The following is a 16,468-nucleotide window of genomic DNA, read 5'->3' as shown; positions in this document are numbered from 1 at the left end:
GGCCCTAGTTTTCCTTTTTACTGGTAATTTGATGAAAGACCTTTTGCCAATGTTCATGGCGACGCCAGAGACTGGTATGGATCTGGTTATTTAATTCATAGCGAATCAACTTAGTCTTTTGACTGATGGATTCGATTTCGAAATTCTTAAAGGGAATCTGATGCTCTTCCTGCAAACGGACCAGGTCCTCCTTGTGGCTTTCTTGGCCAAACTCATCGATGAGGGTGAAGTTGTCTGCTAAGAGGGTTGAATATTCTTGTTGAGCTTGCAAGCGCTCTTCGTAGGTTTTTAGTTTGAGAAGGACATTGTCCAAAATCTCATCTTCTGGGATGGAACTTGGTTCCACATGGACATCAATGTCAAAGACTCCAAATTCTTCCTTGAGAAGGCGCTCGACCTCTTCGGTAATGGCATGGCTCTCATAAACAGAAAGGTCTGGATTCATTTCGATGACGACATCTAGGTAGATATTGCTTCCGTAGGTCCGTCCTCGTTGGGATTTGACCCGGCTGACCTTTGGCAATTCTAGAATAGCAGCCTTGTATTTATCAAGAAGACTTTCATCAAATCCATCTGAGAGGCTGAAGGAGGATTCAATGAAAATATCGTAGGCTGTTTTTAGAATAAAGAAAGTAATAACGATGGCCACTAATTGGTCCACAATCGGATAGTTAAGAGCACTAGCTCCAATCGCAACAGAGGTTCCTAAAGAAGTGACCACGTCAGACAGGTTGTCTTTAGCAGCAGCATTGAGGGCCTTGGATTGGGCTTTCTTAGCTAAAGTGCGGTTATATAGATAGACCGCAAACATGACTAGGGCTGACCCAACTCCAACAATGGCCCCTAAAGGATCAATGACCGATGTTTCCCTGCTGAGGATTTTTTGAACCGTATCTCGTAAGACATCAAAGCCCACATAAAACATGATGATGGAAGTCACCAGACTAGCTAGATCTTCAATCTTCCAATGACCGAATCGGTGGTCGCGGTCAGCTGGCTGGCGGGCCATGCGAATGCCAATGAGAAGGGCGACATTGCTGATAATATCTGATAAGTTATTAAAACCATCGGCAACCAAACTGGAGGAGTGAAGGAGGTGGCCTGTTGCTAATTTGGCAGCGGAAAGGATCAGGTAGGCTACAATACTGATCAGGGCTCCACGTTCGGCAAGTTTTAAATTACTTTGTGATTGATTCACTGATAACTCCTCCAGACTTCTGTAGATTTCCTCATAAGCGGTTATCGAAGAGGAAAAATTCGTTCTTCTTAAGGCTTTATTATAGCTTTTTTGAGCGCAAAATTCAAATGAAGCCGACCATTTTCCAAATGAGAAAGGGCGAAAATGTGGTATAATAGAACGATTGAATGAATGAGGAGTATGAGATGAATCCTTTATTGAATGGTATGAATGATCGCCAGGCAGAGGCGGTTCAAACGACAGAAGGCCCCCTCTTGATCATGGCGGGGGCTGGTTCTGGTAAGACACGTGTCTTGACCCACCGGATCGCTTATTTGATCGATGAAAAAATGGTCAATCCTTGGAATATTTTGGCCATTACCTTTACCAATAAAGCTGCTCGCGAGATGAAGGAGCGGGCTTATCAGTTAAATCCAGCGACTCAAGATTGCTTGATTGCGACCTTTCACTCCATGTGTGTGCGCATCCTTCGTCGAGATGCGGATCACATTGGCTACAATCGTAACTTTACCATTGTCGATCCGGGTGAGCAACGGACCTTGATGAAGCGCATCTTGAAGTCCTTGAATTTGGATCCTAAGAAATGGAATGAACGAACCATCTTGGGGACCATTTCCAATGCCAAGAATGACCTGATTGATGAAGTGGCTTATGCTGCTCAAGCGGGGGATATGTACACCCAGATCGTTGCCAAGTGCTATGAGGCTTACCAAAAGGAATTGCGTCAGTCAGAAGCAGTGGACTTTGATGATTTGATCATGCTGACCTTGCGTCTCTTTGACCAGCATCCTGATGTGCTGACCTATTACCAACAGAAGTTCCAATACATCCATGTGGATGAGTACCAAGATACCAACCATGCCCAATACCAATTGGTCAAACTACTAGCTTCACGCTTTAAAAATATCTGTGTGGTTGGGGATGCTGACCAATCAATTTATGGCTGGCGGGGAGCGGATATGCAAAATATCTTGGATTTCGAAAAGGATTATCCTGATGCCAAGGTCGTTTTGTTAGAGGAAAATTATCGCTCCACTAAAACCATCCTACAAGCAGCGAACGATGTTATCAAAAATAATCGTAACCGTCGTCCTAAGAATCTCTGGACTCAAAATGCTGACGGCGAAGAGATTGTCTATTACCGGGCTAATGATGAGCAGGATGAAGCGGTTTTTGTGGCCAAAACCATTGAAGAGCTCAGTCGGAAAGCTAACTATAAACACCGTGACTTTGCGGTTCTCTACCGAACTAATGCCCAATCCCGGACCATTGAAGAAGCACTGCTCAAGTCCAATATTCCTTATACCATGGTAGGGGGTACCAAGTTCTATAGCCGGAAAGAAATTCGAGATGTCATTGCTTATCTGAACTTGATTGCCAACCTCAGTGACAATATTAGTTTTGAGCGGATTATCAATGAACCTAAGCGTGGAATCGGACCGGGTACGGTGGAGAAGATTCGCGATTTTGCCCAAATGCAAGGGTCTTCACTCCTGGATGCTTCAGCCAATATCATGCTCTCTGGCATCAAAGGAAAAGCGGCCCAGGCTATCTGGGATTTTGCCAATCTCATTCTTGATTTGAGAGAAAGATTGGACCAGCTGACCATTACAGAATTGGTCGAAGAAGTCCTTGACAAGACAGGCTATATGACAACCTTAACCAATCAGGGAAATTTGGAAAGTCAGGCCCGCATCGAGAATATCCAAGAATTCCTGTCTGTTACCAAGAATTTTGATGAAAATGGTGAGTCTGTTGAAGATGAATCTGGTGTGGAAACCTTAAGTCGTTTTTTGAACGACTTGGCCCTGATTGCTGATACAGATGATGGCGCGCAAGAGACTTCGGAAGTGACCTTGATGACTCTTCACGCGGCTAAAGGACTGGAGTTCCCAGTGGTCTTCTTGATTGGGATGGAAGAAAACGTCTTTCCTCTTAGTCGAGCAGCAGAGGATCCAGATGAGTTGGAAGAAGAACGTCGTCTGGCTTATGTAGGAATCACGCGGGCAGAGAAGATTCTCTTCTTGACCAATGCCAATTCTCGTTTGCTCTTTGGACGGACCAGCTACAACCGTCCGACGCGCTTTATCAATGAGATTAGCTCAGATTTATTGACCTACCAAGGTTTAGCGCGTCCGGCTAACACGAGCTTTAAGGCTTCCTATAGCAACGGCGGCGGAACGACCTTTGGAAAAGGAATGAGCCTGTCGCAAGCCCTTCAAGAGCGCAAGAGACAAGCAGCCCCAAGCACCCTCACCTCCTCAAGCCTTCCCTTTGGCAATGGCAACCAAGCTGGTGTCAAAGAAAGTGTCGCTTGGTCCATTGGCGACATTGCTGTTCACAAGAAGTGGGGAGAAGGAACCGTCCTTGAAGTCTCAGGTAGTGGCAATACCCAAGAGCTTAAGATTAACTTCCCAGAAGTGGGTCTCAAGAAACTCTTGGCCAGCGTCGCTCCGATTGAGAAGAAATAAACAGAAACCAGTAAGCTAAGCTTGCTGGTTTTGCCTTTTTATAAAACTTCCCTTAGGTGAGGACGGACGGTAGCGACTCCCTTTGGGATTCCATACCTTAGATTTGAGCCTTCCGTCTCAAATCTACCGAGCAACAGAAACAAATTTGTTTCTGTTGCTTTTCTCACGGCGGGAAGTTTCAATGCTTAGCCTTCTGCTTCCCCAAATGCTCTCATGTCCACTATTCCTGTTAGAAACTTTATTGCCAAGGGAAATAGTAGAAGCAAGCTTTGTTTGCTGGTTTTGATTTTACTGCTAGCATGATATAATATACTAAGAATAGAGAAAGAGGCAGGCTATGAACGAAATCAAGTGCCCCAACTGTGGGGAAGTTTTTACAGTCAATGAAAGTCAATACAGCGAGCTCTTGTCCCAAGTGCGGACGGCGGAGTTTGACAAGGAAATTCATGAGCGGATTCGGCAGGAGTTGGCTTTAGCTGAGCAAAAGGCCCTCAATGAGCAACAAGAGAAGTTAGCAAAAAAGGACCAAGAAATTGCCCAGTTACAAAACCAGATTCAACAGTTTGATACTGAAAAAGAATTGGCTAAAAAAGAGGTGGAGCAAATTGCTAGCCAAAGTCTGCTAGAGAAAGAAAAAGAGGTTCAGGCACTGGAGAATCAATTAGCCACCTTGCGCTTGGAGCATGAAAACCAACTACAAAAGACTTTATCTGACCTAGAAAAAGAACGTGATCAGGTCAAAAATCAGCTCCTTTTACAAGAAAAGGAAAACGAACTTTCTCTGACTTCAGTTAAACAAAACTATGAGGCCCAGCTTAAGGCGGCTAATGAGCAGGTTGAGTTCTACAAAAATTTCAAGGCCCAACAATCAACCAAAGCTATTGGGGAAAGTCTGGAGCAGTATGCGGAGAGTGAGTTCAACAAGGTTCGCAGTTTTGCCTTCCCTAATGCCTATTTCGAAAAGGACAACAAGGTCTCTGCTCGTGGTTCTAAAGGGGACTTTATCTTCCGTGACTTTGATGAAAATGGTCTAGAATTCATTTCCATCATGTTTGAGATGAAGAATGAAGCCGACGGCACAGAGAAAAAGCATAAGAATGCAGACTTCTATAAGGAATTGGACAAGGACCGTCGAGAAAAGAACTGTGAGTATGCTGTTTTGGTAAGTATGCTTGAAGCAGACAACGACTACTTCAACACAGGGATTGTCGATGTCAGCCATGAGTATGAGAAGATGTATGTGGTCCGGCCTCAGTTCTTTATCCAGTTGATTGGTCTCTTACGCAATGCAGCCCTTAACTCCCTTAAATACAAGCAGGAACTAGCACTGATCCGTGAACAAAATATTGACATTACTCACTTCGAGGAAGACCTAGATGCATTCAAGGTTGCCTTTGCCAAGAACTACAATTCAGCCTCAGTCAACTTTGGCAAGGCCATCGATGAAATCGACAAAGCCATCAAGCGGATGGAAGAAGTCAAGAAATTCCTCACCACATCCGAAAATCAACTCCGACTTGCCAATAATAAGCTGGATGATGTATCAGTCAAAAAATTGACTCGGAAGAATCCAACCATGAAGGCCAAGTTTGAAGCTTTGAAGGATAAGTAAGTATTTGTGAAACATTTAAAAATAAGTTTATCTTGTAAATCATGGTTAGTATTTAAAGATTAACAGTACTATTTAAAGGGATATATTATGTTCTTAACGCTCAACTAAAAGGAGATGAAGCTCGTGCCCGTAGTTTGTTTGAAAGCATCGCCCATGAAAATCCAGAACTCTTTTATGTTCAGGAAGCTCAGAAATATTTAGAAGGAGAAAACTGATGTCAGAACGTACCGCTTTACCGATTGGGAGTGTTGTTCGTGTTAGAGAAGGTGTGAAGTCTGACATGATAATAAATTGTTGTCCAATTATTTAAAAAGCAGAGGCAAAAATGAAACTAGGACCATTTGGATTGGGATTATTAATAGGGTGGTAAAACATGGAAATACAATTAAAATTACGTGGAAACTCAGAAGGATTTATCCTTCAGTCAAAATTACCTGATGATGAACATTGGACTGAAAGAATTGAAATCGTTCAAGAAGAGGAAGGTTACCGTCTATATGCAAAAGATGTAGAAATTCTTGTCTTGAAAGAATCAGAATATATTTCTAAAAGAAAAAGAATAGTCGCAAGAGGGTTAAATAAGGATTTGATTTATTATGAAGAAAAAAGATTTGAACATTTATGGGAACAAGCATACTGGCATGGAGTTTTTCAATTCAATTTAAATAACTATGAAATGACGTGTGTAGGTTCAGGTAGTAAAGGAGATATTTCACCTGTCACAAAAGATGGCATTCCGATTGCCGTTTATGCTGCAAGTAATATTGCAATTGCTGGAAAGAGAAATTTTTCTCTCTATACTGAAAATATTGACGAAATTGACAATTTACTGATGTTTTACGTAATTGATTATATTAGGGGGTATGACTTTTTAGATATTGATTCTTTATCTGCAAGATATCGTTTCTTTTATCGATTCGATAAACGCTCAGCTATTACGAAGGAACATTTAGATATGCTTCCAGAGGAGAGAAGACCTTCTAAGTTAGAGGCGTTTATCATTTATTTTTTATCAGCCTTCTTTGTTGTGGGTATCAGTTTGGTATCATTACGCCCTTTGTTCTCACTTATAGTAATACTACTGATACATTCTATTTATAATATCATTAAGAACTGGAGAGACAGAGGTGAATAGTAGGGTATTTAGCTATAGATTTGTTATTGATGATACATAAAAAAATCTAAAAAAGGTTCTAATTGCCTGATTAAAGGCATGAGAGGATGGTTTAAATGATACTGGAACGAATTAAAAAACTTTATTAACCATATGATGAGAAAGGGAAGCAGCCCCTAGTAATCATAACAGGCTTGGGGGATGGGTTGCAGACAGCCAAAGGAAAGGCCCAGCTCTTTTCTCTATCGTATCGATTACTTGCCAAACATTACAAAATCTATGTTTTTTCTCGGATTAATGAGCTAAGACAAGGCTATACGACACGGGATATGGCAGCCGATGTAGCAGAAGCAATGGAAGTGTTGAATATTACTAGTGCTTATGTTATGGGGATTTCACAAGGTGGAATGATTGCCCAATGGTTGGCAGTTGATTTTCCTGAAAAGGTTCAAAAGCTCATCCTAGCTGTGACAACAGCTAAACCGAGTCAACTTGCTAAAGAGAGAATTGAGTATTGGCAAAAACTTAGTCAATCCGGAAATTTTAGAGACCTCATGCTGGATATCGCCTATCATTCTTATACACAAAAAAGCTATCGAAGGTGGCGCTTTCTTTCTAACATTATGGGTCGTTTGGGGCGAATCAAAGATGAGAAACGAATTGCCATTCAGTCTCAGTCTTGCCTGGAACACGATAGTCTTGAGTTCTTAAAAGAAATTCAATGCCCGACCTTGGTTCTTGGTGCACTTGAAGATGATGTGATCGGTGTGAAGGGATCTAAGGAACTGGCAAAAGGGATTGTGGGTTGCCAGCTCCTTATTCTTAAGCATTCTGGTCATGCTCTGTATGAAGAAAATAAGTTATTTCAAGAGATTGTTTGTGGATTTTTACACTAAAAAGAGGCTGGGACAAAAGTCCTAGCCTCTCAATTATTTTTGGATTGTTGAGCAAGACGCAGTGGTTGAGTGGGCTCTATTACGCTGATTTCATCAGCTTTTACAGCCCTACTCAACTGTGCGGAGGTGGGACGACGAAATCGAATTCTAACGAATTACCGATTTCTGTCCCACTCTCTTTTATGCTATTTAAATTGCAAAGAGATCGTTTAGGTTTTCTGCCATGGTTGGGTGGGTAAAGATTTGCTTCGCAATGTAGGTATAAGGGATCTTGTTGTCCATGGCCATGGTGATCAGGTTGATGAGTTCACCTGCAGCTTCTCCGAAGAGAGTGGCTCCAAGGATTTCCTTGGTTTCTGGATTGACCACGGCTTTGAAGGCCCCGCGGAGGTTTGCATTGACATGCCCACGTGGCATGGCAGCAACTGGCAATTCTTTAACAGCCACTGGAAGTCCCTTGTCGCGTGCTTCTTGCTCAGTCAAGCCGACTTGGGCCAATGGAGGAGCAATGAAGAGGGTTGTCGCATAATTTCTACGTGTCTCGAGATTGTAGCTTCCATCACCTGTGAGATAGTTGAAGACAATGCGGAAGTCATCGAGTGACATATAGGTGAATTGAGGACCACCATTGACATCCCCAACTGCAAAGACGCCAGGAACGTTGGTTTCCAAATGACGGTTGACTTGAATCGCTCCACGATCAGTGACTTTGATATCTGTATTTTCAAGACCAAGTCCAGCTGTATTCGGCTTGCGTCCGGTTGCGTAGAGGAGGATATCGAACTCGAAGTCTCCTTTATCGGTAACAACGGTTACGCTAGCTTCACCATCCTTGATTTCTTGGGTATGAACACCTTGCAAGAACTGAATGCCATCTTCTTCAAGATAACCTTTTGCAAGAGCTGCAATGCTTGGTTCAATCCGTGGCAAGAATGTCTCAGAAGCGTCTAGTACTGTTACTTGGCTGCCCAAGGTATTGTAGAGATGGGCAAATTCCAATCCGATTGGTCCACCGCCAAGGACACCTAAGCGTTTTGGCAGATTTTCCAAACGTTGAATACCGGTTGAATCCACAGCGAATTTGCTTTCAGCTAGTCCCGGGATTGGAAGGATAGTTGGCACTGCACCAGTATTGATAATAATGGTTTCTGCTGTCAATTCTTCCTTTTCCTCACCGGCTTGAATTTCGATGACCTTGTTGGAAACGAAACGAGCTGTTGCATCGATAATGTCTACACCAGTTCCAGCAATCGTTGCGTAGTTCTTGCCGTTGAGACGAGTGGTGACCGCATTCTTTTCGCTCATGGCTTGTTCAAAATCCAAGCCTTTTTCCGCTGCGACAATCAAGGTCTTCGTTGGAATACAAGCGATATTGATACAAGTACCACCATACATAGACTTGCTCTTTTCAATTAGAGCGACTTTTTTCCCTTGGCTTGATAATTTCGCTGCTAGTGTTTTACCAGCTTTACCAAATCCAATAACAATAACATCATACGTTAACATATGTTACACCTTCTTTCGTTTTCTATTGTATCAAACCCATTTTAAAAAGTCTGAAATCTGCTACGGGATTTTTAGGAGCTCATGGGAATGGGGAATCAGGGACAAGGAGATCCTTTTCATGGTATAATAAAGGGTCGGTGACCGTCATGGTCACACATGAGTTAGAAAGAGCAATTCAGATGGACGGAATTATTAATGTAAAAAAAGAAGCAGGGATGACTTCGCATGATGTGGTCTTTAAACTGCGGAAAATCTTAGGAACCAAGAAGATTGGCCATGGGGGAACTCTGGATCCTGATGTGGTGGGGGTGCTTCCGATCGCAGTTGGCAAGGCAACCCGAATGGTTGAATTTATGCAGGATGAAGGCAAAATCTATGAGGGAGAAATCACTTTGGGATTTTCTACCACGACGGAGGATGCCAGTGGAGAAGTCGTCGAGCGGACCCCAGTGGAATCCCCTATAGATGCAGAAGTGGTAGATCGTATGATGGTCCAAATGGTGGGCGAAATAGAGCAGGTACCACCTATGTATTCTGCGGTCAAGGTCAATGGGCGTAAGCTCTATGAGTATGCGCGTGCAGGAGAAGAAGTGGAACGGCCGGTTCGGCAGGTGACCATTTATGAATTCACGCGCACAAGCGAAATTCGTTATGAAGAAGGACTAGCCCGCTTTCGCTTCCGGGTTAAATGCAGCAAGGGGACCTATATCCGAACCTTGTCTGTGGATTTAGGGCAGAAACTGGGCTATGCGGCCCATATGTCTCATCTGACACGTACCAGTGCTGCTGGCTTGTCCTTAGAAAATGCCCTAACCTTGGAAGAACTTGCTGAAAAAGTTGCTCAAGGAGATTTGAGCTTCCTTCATCCACTTGAAATTGGAACCGGAGATCTGGAAAAAGTGGAGCTGACAGACCAAGAGGTCGGCGAAGTCCAAGTGGGACGCTTTATTCCGGTTGAGAGTGACTCCAAAGAATTGGCTGCTTTTTACCAAGGAAAATTAGTGGCCATTTTAGAAAAAAGAGAAGAACTTTACAAACCTCGCAAGGTTTTTCTGACAGAAAGTGTGTTACAATAAATTCATGAACATTTGTTATGTAACTAGTGAAAAAGAAATAAAAGCTCAAGCAGATACAGTTCTTGTCTTGGGCTATTTTGACGGTCTTCACAGAGGGCATCAGGAGCTCTTTCGGACAGCTCGTGCCATTGCGGATGAGCAAGGACTTCGAGTAGCTGTCTTGACCTTTCCAGAATCTCCAAAATTGGCCTTTGCCCGTTACCAACCAGAATTACTCCTCCACCTTCAAAATCCAGAGGAACGCTTTAAACGAATGGAAGAACTTGGAGTCGATGATCTTTATCTCATTGATTTTACCAGTGATTTTGCGGCTCATACGGCTGAAGAATTCGTTGCAACCTACCTAACAACACTTCGAGCGCGTGTCTTAGTGGCAGGATTTGATTATAGCTTTGGTAGCGATAAGAAAGTAGCTAGTGATTTAGAAACCTATTTTAAGGGCCAAGTCATAGTGGTTCCCCCTGTCCTAGACCAGGGAGAAAAAATCAGCTCAACCCGTATTCGGCAGGCCATTTCATTAGGCCAGGTCAAAGAAGCAGCCGATCTCTTGGGATATCCTTTATCCAGTCGTGGTATCGTCGTTCATGGGGATGCACGAGGCCGAACCATTGGTTTTCCAACAGCCAATCTTGCACCTATCGATCGGACACATCTTCCTCAAGATGGTGTTTATGTCGTCGAAGTAGAAGTGCTAGGGAAGCGTCACCGGGGGATGGCCTCTGTAGGAAAAAACTCGACCTTTGATGGGACAGAACTTCGCTTTGAAGCCAATATCTTTGATTTTTCAAAAGATATTTATGGACATACTATTCGGATTTTTTGGTTAGACAAGATTCGAGAAATGGTGAAATTTGACAGTGTAGAGGCGCTTGTGGAGCAACTGCGTCAGGATGAGATCATAGCTCGTCAATGGACCAGATAACTTTTGTTAGAAATTCTCCCTTTAGGGGAGAATTTTCTTTGTCTAAATTCAAAAATCACTATGCAAGCACCGAATAATTTTGTATAATAGAGTTAGCTAAGTGTGTCCAAAAAAAGAAGAGAAGAACATGATTACATTATTTTTGTCTCCGAGTTGTACATCCTGTCGCAAGGCCCGGGCTTGGTTAGAAAAACATGAGGTTCCTTTTAAGGAACACAATATTATGACGAGTCCTCTAACAACTGAGGAGTTGCGTAATATTTTAGCACTAACTGAGAACGGTACAGACGATATTATTTCAACTCGTTCTAAAATTTTTCAGAAGTTAAATGTTGATGTAGAGGATTTATCGATTTCTGCTTTGATCAAGTTGATTGAGGAAAACCCTAGTCTTTTGCGTCGCCCAATTATTCTAGACAAGAAACGGATGCAAATTGGTTTCAATGAGGATGAAATCCGCGCATTTCTCCCTCGTGGATATCGTAAGGAAGAGTTAAGATCTGCTACATTAAGAGCGGAGATCCATTAATATGAATAAGAATTATAGTTACCCACTCGATTTATCGTGGAGCACTGAAGAGCTTGCTTCGGTGCTTTCTTTTTTTAATCAGGTTGAACAAGCCTATGAACAAAAGGCAGATGCCCGCATCTACCTAGAAGCCTATAAGGCCTTTAAGAAAGTTGTCCCAAGTATTGGCGAAGAAAAGCGTTTGGGCAAGGAATTTGAAGAGGTCAGCGGCTACTCACTTTATCGCGCGACCAAGGTTGCGAAAGAAAAAGGGGAAGGATGGTTTTCGATTGATCAATAAATTAGAATTTGCTAAGACCATTGTCAAAGAAGCAGGAAGCTATCTAAGAGAACACTTACATGACCAGCTAGCGATTACTGTCAAAACAAATCCGACGGATTTGGTGACGCAGATGGATCAGGAAGTGCAAGCAACCCTGGTTGGTAAGATTTTGGAAGCTTATCCAGAAGACCAAATTTTTGCTGAAGAAGATGAACTTCGTGCTCCTATTTACTCCGGCAAGGTCTGGGTGATTGATCCCATTGATGGGACCAATAATTTTGTGACCCAAAAAGAAGATTTTGCTGTCATGGTTGCCTATTTTGAAGAAGGGATTGGCCAGTTTGGCTTGATCTATGATGTCATGCGCGACCATCTCTTTTTTGGTGGAAAGGATTTTGGAGTCTTTTGCAATGACAAAGAACTGAAACCATTTCAAAATCGGCCTCTTGGGGACTTATTAGTGGCTTCCAATGTCGGCATGCTCAAGTCCAACGCTTGGGGCATGGCGGATCTGGGAGCAGAGTGTTTGGGGATTCGGGTCTATGGGAGCGCTGGTATCAGCTTTACCAAGATTCTATCTGGTGGCATTTTAGGCTACTTTAGCTACATCTGGCCTTGGGATTATGCCGCTGCAGCCATTATGGGCGAGTGTCTAGGCTACTCGGTCTTGACCTTGGAAGGGAAAGAACCCAACTATGAGACCTTGGAGCCTATTATGATGGTGCCGACTTGTAGGCTAGATGAGATTCAACCTTTTTTGACGAAAGGAAAAAACGCATGACCTTTCCTCAAGGATTTAAAGAAAAGTATACCCAATTACTTGGAGAAGAGGCTGAGGCCTTCTTTCAAACCTTTGACGAGCCAGCGATATCTGCCTATCGAACCAATCCATTAAAGGCAGTGCAAATCAAAGGTGATGAGCCTATTCCAGGCATGCCTTGGAGTTACTATGGCAAGGTTTCGGGGAAATCCGTTTCCCATGTCACAGGTCTGGTCTACTCGCAAGAACCTGCTGCCCAAATGGTGGCTCAAGTAGCGCATCCCAGTCCGGGTATGAAGGTCTTGGATCTTGCAGCCGCACCTGGTGGGAAGACGACCCACTTGCTCTCTTATTTAGATAATCAAGGCCTCCTCGTTTCTAATGAAATTCACAAGGGACGCTCCAAGATTCTGGTAGAGAATGTCGAACGCTTTGGTGCTCATAACGTCGTGGTGACCAATGAATCAGCTGAACGTTTGGCAAAGGTCTTTCCAGCCTATTTTGATCTGATTGTTTTGGATGCACCTTGCTCTGGCGAAGGAATGTTCCGGAAGCAGCCAGATGCCATGGACTACTGGCATCCTGATTATCCAGCCCAATGTGCTGGTCTTCAAAGAGAAATCTTAACAGACGCGCTCAAGATGCTGGCACCAGGGGGGCAGCTGGTTTATTCGACCTGTACCTGGGCCCCAGAAGAGAACGAAGAGATTGTTTCTTGGCTTTTAGAAGAATATGAGCTAGAATTGCGACCGATTGAAAAAATCAATGGTATGGTAGAAGGGATCGGACATCCTGAAACGGCCCGTATGTATCCTCATCATTTCAAGGGTGAAGGACAATTTGTTGCTAAATTCCTTTATCATGGAGAGCCTGAAGTTAAGAAGATCAAGGAAGGACGTTCCAATCTAACGGCTGAGCAGAAGAAGTTGTGGCAAACTTTTGCCAAGGACTGTTTAGCTATCGACTTGGAGGGTCTCTACCAATGTTTTGGAGATCAGCTTTATCTCTTGCCTTCTGGACTTCCTGATTTAAAAAAGGTCAAGATTGCTCGCAATGGCTTGCACCTTGGAACCTTTAAGAAGAATCGCTTTGAACCTAGTTTTGCTTTGGGCCTAGCTCTGAAACCAGATCAAGTGAAGAAATCAGTCAGCTTGTCGGATCCAGACTTTAGTAAGTACGTGGCTGGAGAGACCATTCAGTTGGAGCAAGATTACGCAAATGGATGGTATCAGGTTCTGGCTGGAGGCAATGGTTTGGGCTTTGCAAAAGTAACGGGACGAACGTTAAAAAATTTCTTTCCAAAAGGCTTGAGATTTAGATAAATTATTAGGAAATGCAGTCTTTCTATGTTATAGTGGAAATAGAGTGGTTCTTGCTAGAATACTAGAAGATGACCAAGTGTTTAGAGATAACATTTAAACGATATTTGATTTTGATTCAAGGAGACTTACATTGAATAAATGCAAAAAGCTAGTCCTTGGGCTAGCAACAGTAGCACTTGCAGCTTCTCTGTCTGCCTGTGCATCTTGGATTGATCGTGGAGAAGCGATTACAGCTGTTGGATCGACAGCCCTACAGCCGTTAGTTGAAGGGGTGGTAGATCGTTATGTTGAAGAACATCCCGGTAAGATTGTCAATGTCCAAGGAGGCGGATCTGGTACAGGTCTTTCTCAGGTCCAATCGGGAGCTGTGGATATTGGAAATAGTGACCTCTTTGCGGAGGAAAAAGATGGAATCGATGCTTCTAGCTTGGTAGACCATCAAGTGGCAGTAGCAGGAACAGCCATCATTGCCAATAAGAATATTTCCGTAGACGATTTGACAACTGAACAATTGCGTAAGATTTTTACTGGTGAATATACCAACTGGAAGCAATTGGGGGGTGAGGATCTCGAAATTACCATTGTGAACCGGGCAGTAGGATCTGGTAGCCGTGCCGTATTCGATGACATCATCATGAATGGGAAAGATCCTAAACAGGCTCAGGAACAGGATTCCAATGGAATGGTGAAAAACATTGTTTCCCAGACTCCAGGTGCCATTTCTTATTTGGCTTTTACCTACGTGGATGATAGTGTCAAAACTATGAAGCTAAATGGCTATGAACCAACTAAGGAAAACGTGGTGAATAATAACTGGCCAATTTGGTCTTACGAACACATGTATACCAAGGGAGAGCCAAGTAAATTGGCCAAGAAATTCTTGGATTATATGATGACAGATGAGGTCCAGCAGGAAATCGTTGGTAAGATGGGCTATATCCCAATCAATGATATGAAAGTCATCCGTGATCTTGACGGTAACATTACGAAGAAATAAGAAGAATTAGGTAAAACATGAACGAAGTAGCAAAAAAAATGCTCGCAAAGTCCAATAATTCTCGTTTGGAAAAATTTGGGAAAACCATTACCTTCTGTTGTATGAGTTTAATTGTCTTTGTTGTAGCTTTGATTTTGATTTTTGTAGCCCAAAAGGGATTATCGACCTTCTTTGTCAACAAGGTCAATGTCTTTAGTTTCCTTTTCGGATCCACTTGGAATCCGTCAGGGAAAGAATTTGGGGCTTTGCCAATGATCTTGGGTTCCTTCATTGTAACCCTTTTGTCTGCTTTGGTGGCGACACCTTTTGCCATTGGTGCGGCAGTCTTTATGACAGAAGTGTCTCCTAAGGGAGCTCGTCTTTTACAACCAGCCATTGAGTTATTGGTAGGGATTCCTTCTGTTGTATACGGATTTATTGGTTTGCAAGTAGTGGTTCCATTTGTTCGTTCCATCTTTGGTGGAACAGGATTTGGAATCTTGTCAGGGGTCTTTGTCCTCTTTGTCATGATTCTTCCAACTGTGACTTTCATGACAACAGATAGCTTACGAGCAGTACCTCGTCACTATCGGGAAGCGAGTATGGCTATGGGAGCGACTCGCTGGCAAACCATCTGGCATGTCACCTTAAAGGCAGCTCGCTCGGGTATTTTTACGGCAGTTGTCTTTGGGATGGCGCGTGCCTTCGGGGAAGCCTTGGCTATTCAGATGGTAGTCGGAAACTCAGCAGTTGTTCCAACATCTTTAACAACTCCAGCTTCCACCTTGACCTCCATTTTGACCATGGGTATTGGAAATACTGTTATGGGAACAGTTAACAACAACGTTCTCTGGTCACTTGCTTTGGTGCTCTTGCTGATGAGTTTGGCATTCAACAGCGTTATCAAATTGATCACGAAAGAAAGAGGTAAGAAGAACTATGCACGCTAAAAAAATAGATAAGATAGCGACAGGGGTTCTCTATGCTATTGCTGGAATTATTGTCACTATTCTTGCTTCTTTGATTCTCTATATCTTACTTAGAGGGTTGCCGCATGTGTCTTGGACTTTCTTGACCAGCAAATCCTCTTCTTACCAAGCAGGTGGAGGGATTGGGATTCAGCTTTATAATTCCTTCTTCCTCTTAGTCATTACCTTGATTATTTCCTTCCCACTTTCTTTGGGGGCAGGGATCTACTTGTCAGAGTATGCCAAGAAGGGCCCATTGACCAATTTGGTTCGGACCTGTATTGAAATCTTGTCTTCCCTTCCATCAGTTGTAGTCGGTCTCTTTGGCTATTTGGTCTTTGTAGTGCAGTTCCAATATGGCTTCTCGATTATTTCTGGTGCCTTGGCCTTGACAGTCTTTAACTTGCCACAGATGACACGGAACATTGAAGATAGTTTGCAAAACGTCCACCATACACAAAGAGAAGCTGGGCTTGCGCTTGGAATCTCTCGTTGGGAAACCGTGATTCACGTAGTGGTACCAGAAGCCTTGCCAAGTATTATTACGGGTGTCGTACTGGCTTCTGGACGGATTTTCGGGGAAGCAGCGGCCTTGATTTATACAGCTGGACAGTCTGCTCCAGCTTTGGATTGGAGTAACTGGAACCTCTTCAGTGTGACCAGTCCAATCTCTATTTTCCGTCAAGCGGAAACACTAGCGGTCCACATTTGGAAGGTCAATAGTGAAGGAACCATTCCAGATGCTATTGAAGTATCCGCTGGATCTGCAGCCGTTTTGTTGATCTTCATTTTGATATTCAACTTTGGAGCACGTAAGCTCGGTACTTACCTCCATAAGAAATTAACCTCAGCATAA

15 protein-coding genes are annotated in these 16,468 nt (G+C 43.2%); 13 read left to right on the top strand and 2 right to left on the bottom strand.

Annotation, left to right across the window (positions count from 1 at the left end; all coding sequences use genetic code 11):
* Nucleotides 1-4: 4 nt before the first annotated feature.
* Complete coding sequence (locus D8785_RS01460; RefSeq protein ID WP_023022808.1) at nucleotides 5-1,198, bottom strand: cation diffusion facilitator family transporter; 1,194 nt, start codon at nucleotides 1,196-1,198, stop codon at nucleotides 5-7.
* Between the two features lie 185 nt (nucleotides 1,199-1,383).
* Here D8785_RS01460 and pcrA point away from each other — a divergent pair, with 185 nt between their 5' ends.
* The 4 genes from pcrA (at nucleotide 1,384) to D8785_RS01440 (ending at nucleotide 7,291) form a co-directional block, all read left to right on the top strand.
* On the top strand, nucleotides 1,384-3,669 hold the full coding sequence (gene pcrA / locus D8785_RS01455; protein WP_125374234.1) for a DNA helicase PcrA: 2,286 nt from the start codon (nucleotides 1,384-1,386) through the stop codon (nucleotides 3,667-3,669).
* 337 nt (nucleotides 3,670-4,006) lie between these two features.
* Nucleotides 4,007-5,281 carry a DUF2130 domain-containing protein gene (locus tag D8785_RS01450; RefSeq protein WP_125374233.1) on the top strand — a complete coding sequence of 425 codons (1,275 nt, stop codon included), beginning with the start codon at nucleotides 4,007-4,009 and terminating at the stop codon, nucleotides 5,279-5,281.
* A gap of 373 nt (nucleotides 5,282-5,654) precedes the next feature.
* Complete coding sequence (locus D8785_RS01445; RefSeq protein WP_125374232.1) at nucleotides 5,655-6,416, top strand: hypothetical protein; 762 nt, start codon at nucleotides 5,655-5,657, stop codon at nucleotides 6,414-6,416.
* Nucleotides 6,417-6,577: 161 nt separating this feature from the next.
* Nucleotides 6,578-7,291, top strand: coding sequence for an alpha/beta fold hydrolase (locus D8785_RS01440; RefSeq protein ID WP_125374231.1), 714 nt, complete (start codon nucleotides 6,578-6,580; stop codon nucleotides 7,289-7,291).
* Between the two features lie 189 nt (nucleotides 7,292-7,480).
* On the opposite strand, the gene D8785_RS01435 is transcribed toward D8785_RS01440, so the two are convergent.
* Nucleotides 7,481-8,797 (bottom strand): FAD-containing oxidoreductase, encoded by a 1,317-nt coding sequence (locus tag D8785_RS01435; RefSeq protein ID WP_125374230.1) that lies wholly within the window; start codon nucleotides 8,795-8,797, stop codon nucleotides 7,481-7,483.
* Between the two features lie 179 nt (nucleotides 8,798-8,976).
* On the opposite strand from D8785_RS01435, the gene truB reads away from it, so the two are divergent.
* From truB to pstA, 9 genes are all read left to right on the top strand, one after another.
* Nucleotides 8,977-9,873 (top strand): tRNA pseudouridine(55) synthase TruB, encoded by an 897-nt coding sequence (gene truB / locus D8785_RS01430; RefSeq protein WP_185759609.1) that lies wholly within the window; start codon nucleotides 8,977-8,979, stop codon nucleotides 9,871-9,873.
* Between the two features lie 4 nt (nucleotides 9,874-9,877).
* Nucleotides 9,878-10,795 carry a bifunctional riboflavin kinase/FAD synthetase gene (locus tag D8785_RS01425; protein ID WP_123160127.1) on the top strand — a complete coding sequence of 306 codons (918 nt, stop codon included), beginning with the start codon at nucleotides 9,878-9,880 and terminating at the stop codon, nucleotides 10,793-10,795.
* A 127-nt stretch (nucleotides 10,796-10,922) separates the two neighbouring features.
* Nucleotides 10,923-11,324, top strand: a complete 402-nt coding sequence (locus tag D8785_RS01420) for a Spx/MgsR family RNA polymerase-binding regulatory protein (protein ID WP_040803090.1) — start codon at nucleotides 10,923-10,925, stop codon at nucleotides 11,322-11,324.
* Between the two features lies 1 nt (nucleotide 11,325).
* A complete protein-coding gene (locus tag D8785_RS01415; protein WP_023026658.1) occupies nucleotides 11,326-11,604 on the top strand; it encodes a UPF0223 family protein in 279 nt (92 codons plus the stop codon).
* Nucleotides 11,594-12,367 (top strand): inositol monophosphatase family protein, encoded by a 774-nt coding sequence (locus D8785_RS01410; RefSeq protein WP_125374228.1) that lies wholly within the window; start codon nucleotides 11,594-11,596, stop codon nucleotides 12,365-12,367. Before D8785_RS01415 ends, D8785_RS01410 begins: the two co-directional genes overlap by 11 nt.
* A complete protein-coding gene (locus D8785_RS01405) occupies nucleotides 12,364-13,668 on the top strand; it encodes an RsmF rRNA methyltransferase first C-terminal domain-containing protein (protein ID WP_125374227.1) in 1,305 nt (434 codons plus the stop codon). Before D8785_RS01410 ends, D8785_RS01405 begins: the two co-directional genes overlap by 4 nt.
* Before the next feature lie 130 nt (nucleotides 13,669-13,798).
* Nucleotides 13,799-14,665, top strand: coding sequence for a phosphate ABC transporter substrate-binding protein PstS family protein (locus D8785_RS01400; RefSeq protein ID WP_125374226.1), 867 nt, complete (start codon nucleotides 13,799-13,801; stop codon nucleotides 14,663-14,665).
* A gap of 17 nt (nucleotides 14,666-14,682) precedes the next feature.
* Entirely contained in the window at nucleotides 14,683-15,594 is a 912-nt protein-coding gene (pstC, locus tag D8785_RS01395; protein ID WP_006596571.1) for a phosphate ABC transporter permease subunit PstC, read from the top strand.
* Entirely contained in the window at nucleotides 15,584-16,468 is an 885-nt protein-coding gene (pstA, locus tag D8785_RS01390) for a phosphate ABC transporter permease PstA (RefSeq protein WP_023022836.1), read from the top strand. The genes pstC and pstA overlap by 11 nt, the downstream gene beginning before the upstream one ends.

Origin of the sequence: Streptococcus australis, assembly GCF_003943615.1 — a bacterium.
Taxonomy (GTDB): domain Bacteria; phylum Bacillota; class Bacilli; order Lactobacillales; family Streptococcaceae; genus Streptococcus; species Streptococcus australis_C.
Note: the sequence above shows the minus strand (reverse complement) of the source record. Positions and strands in the feature narration are given on the sequence as shown.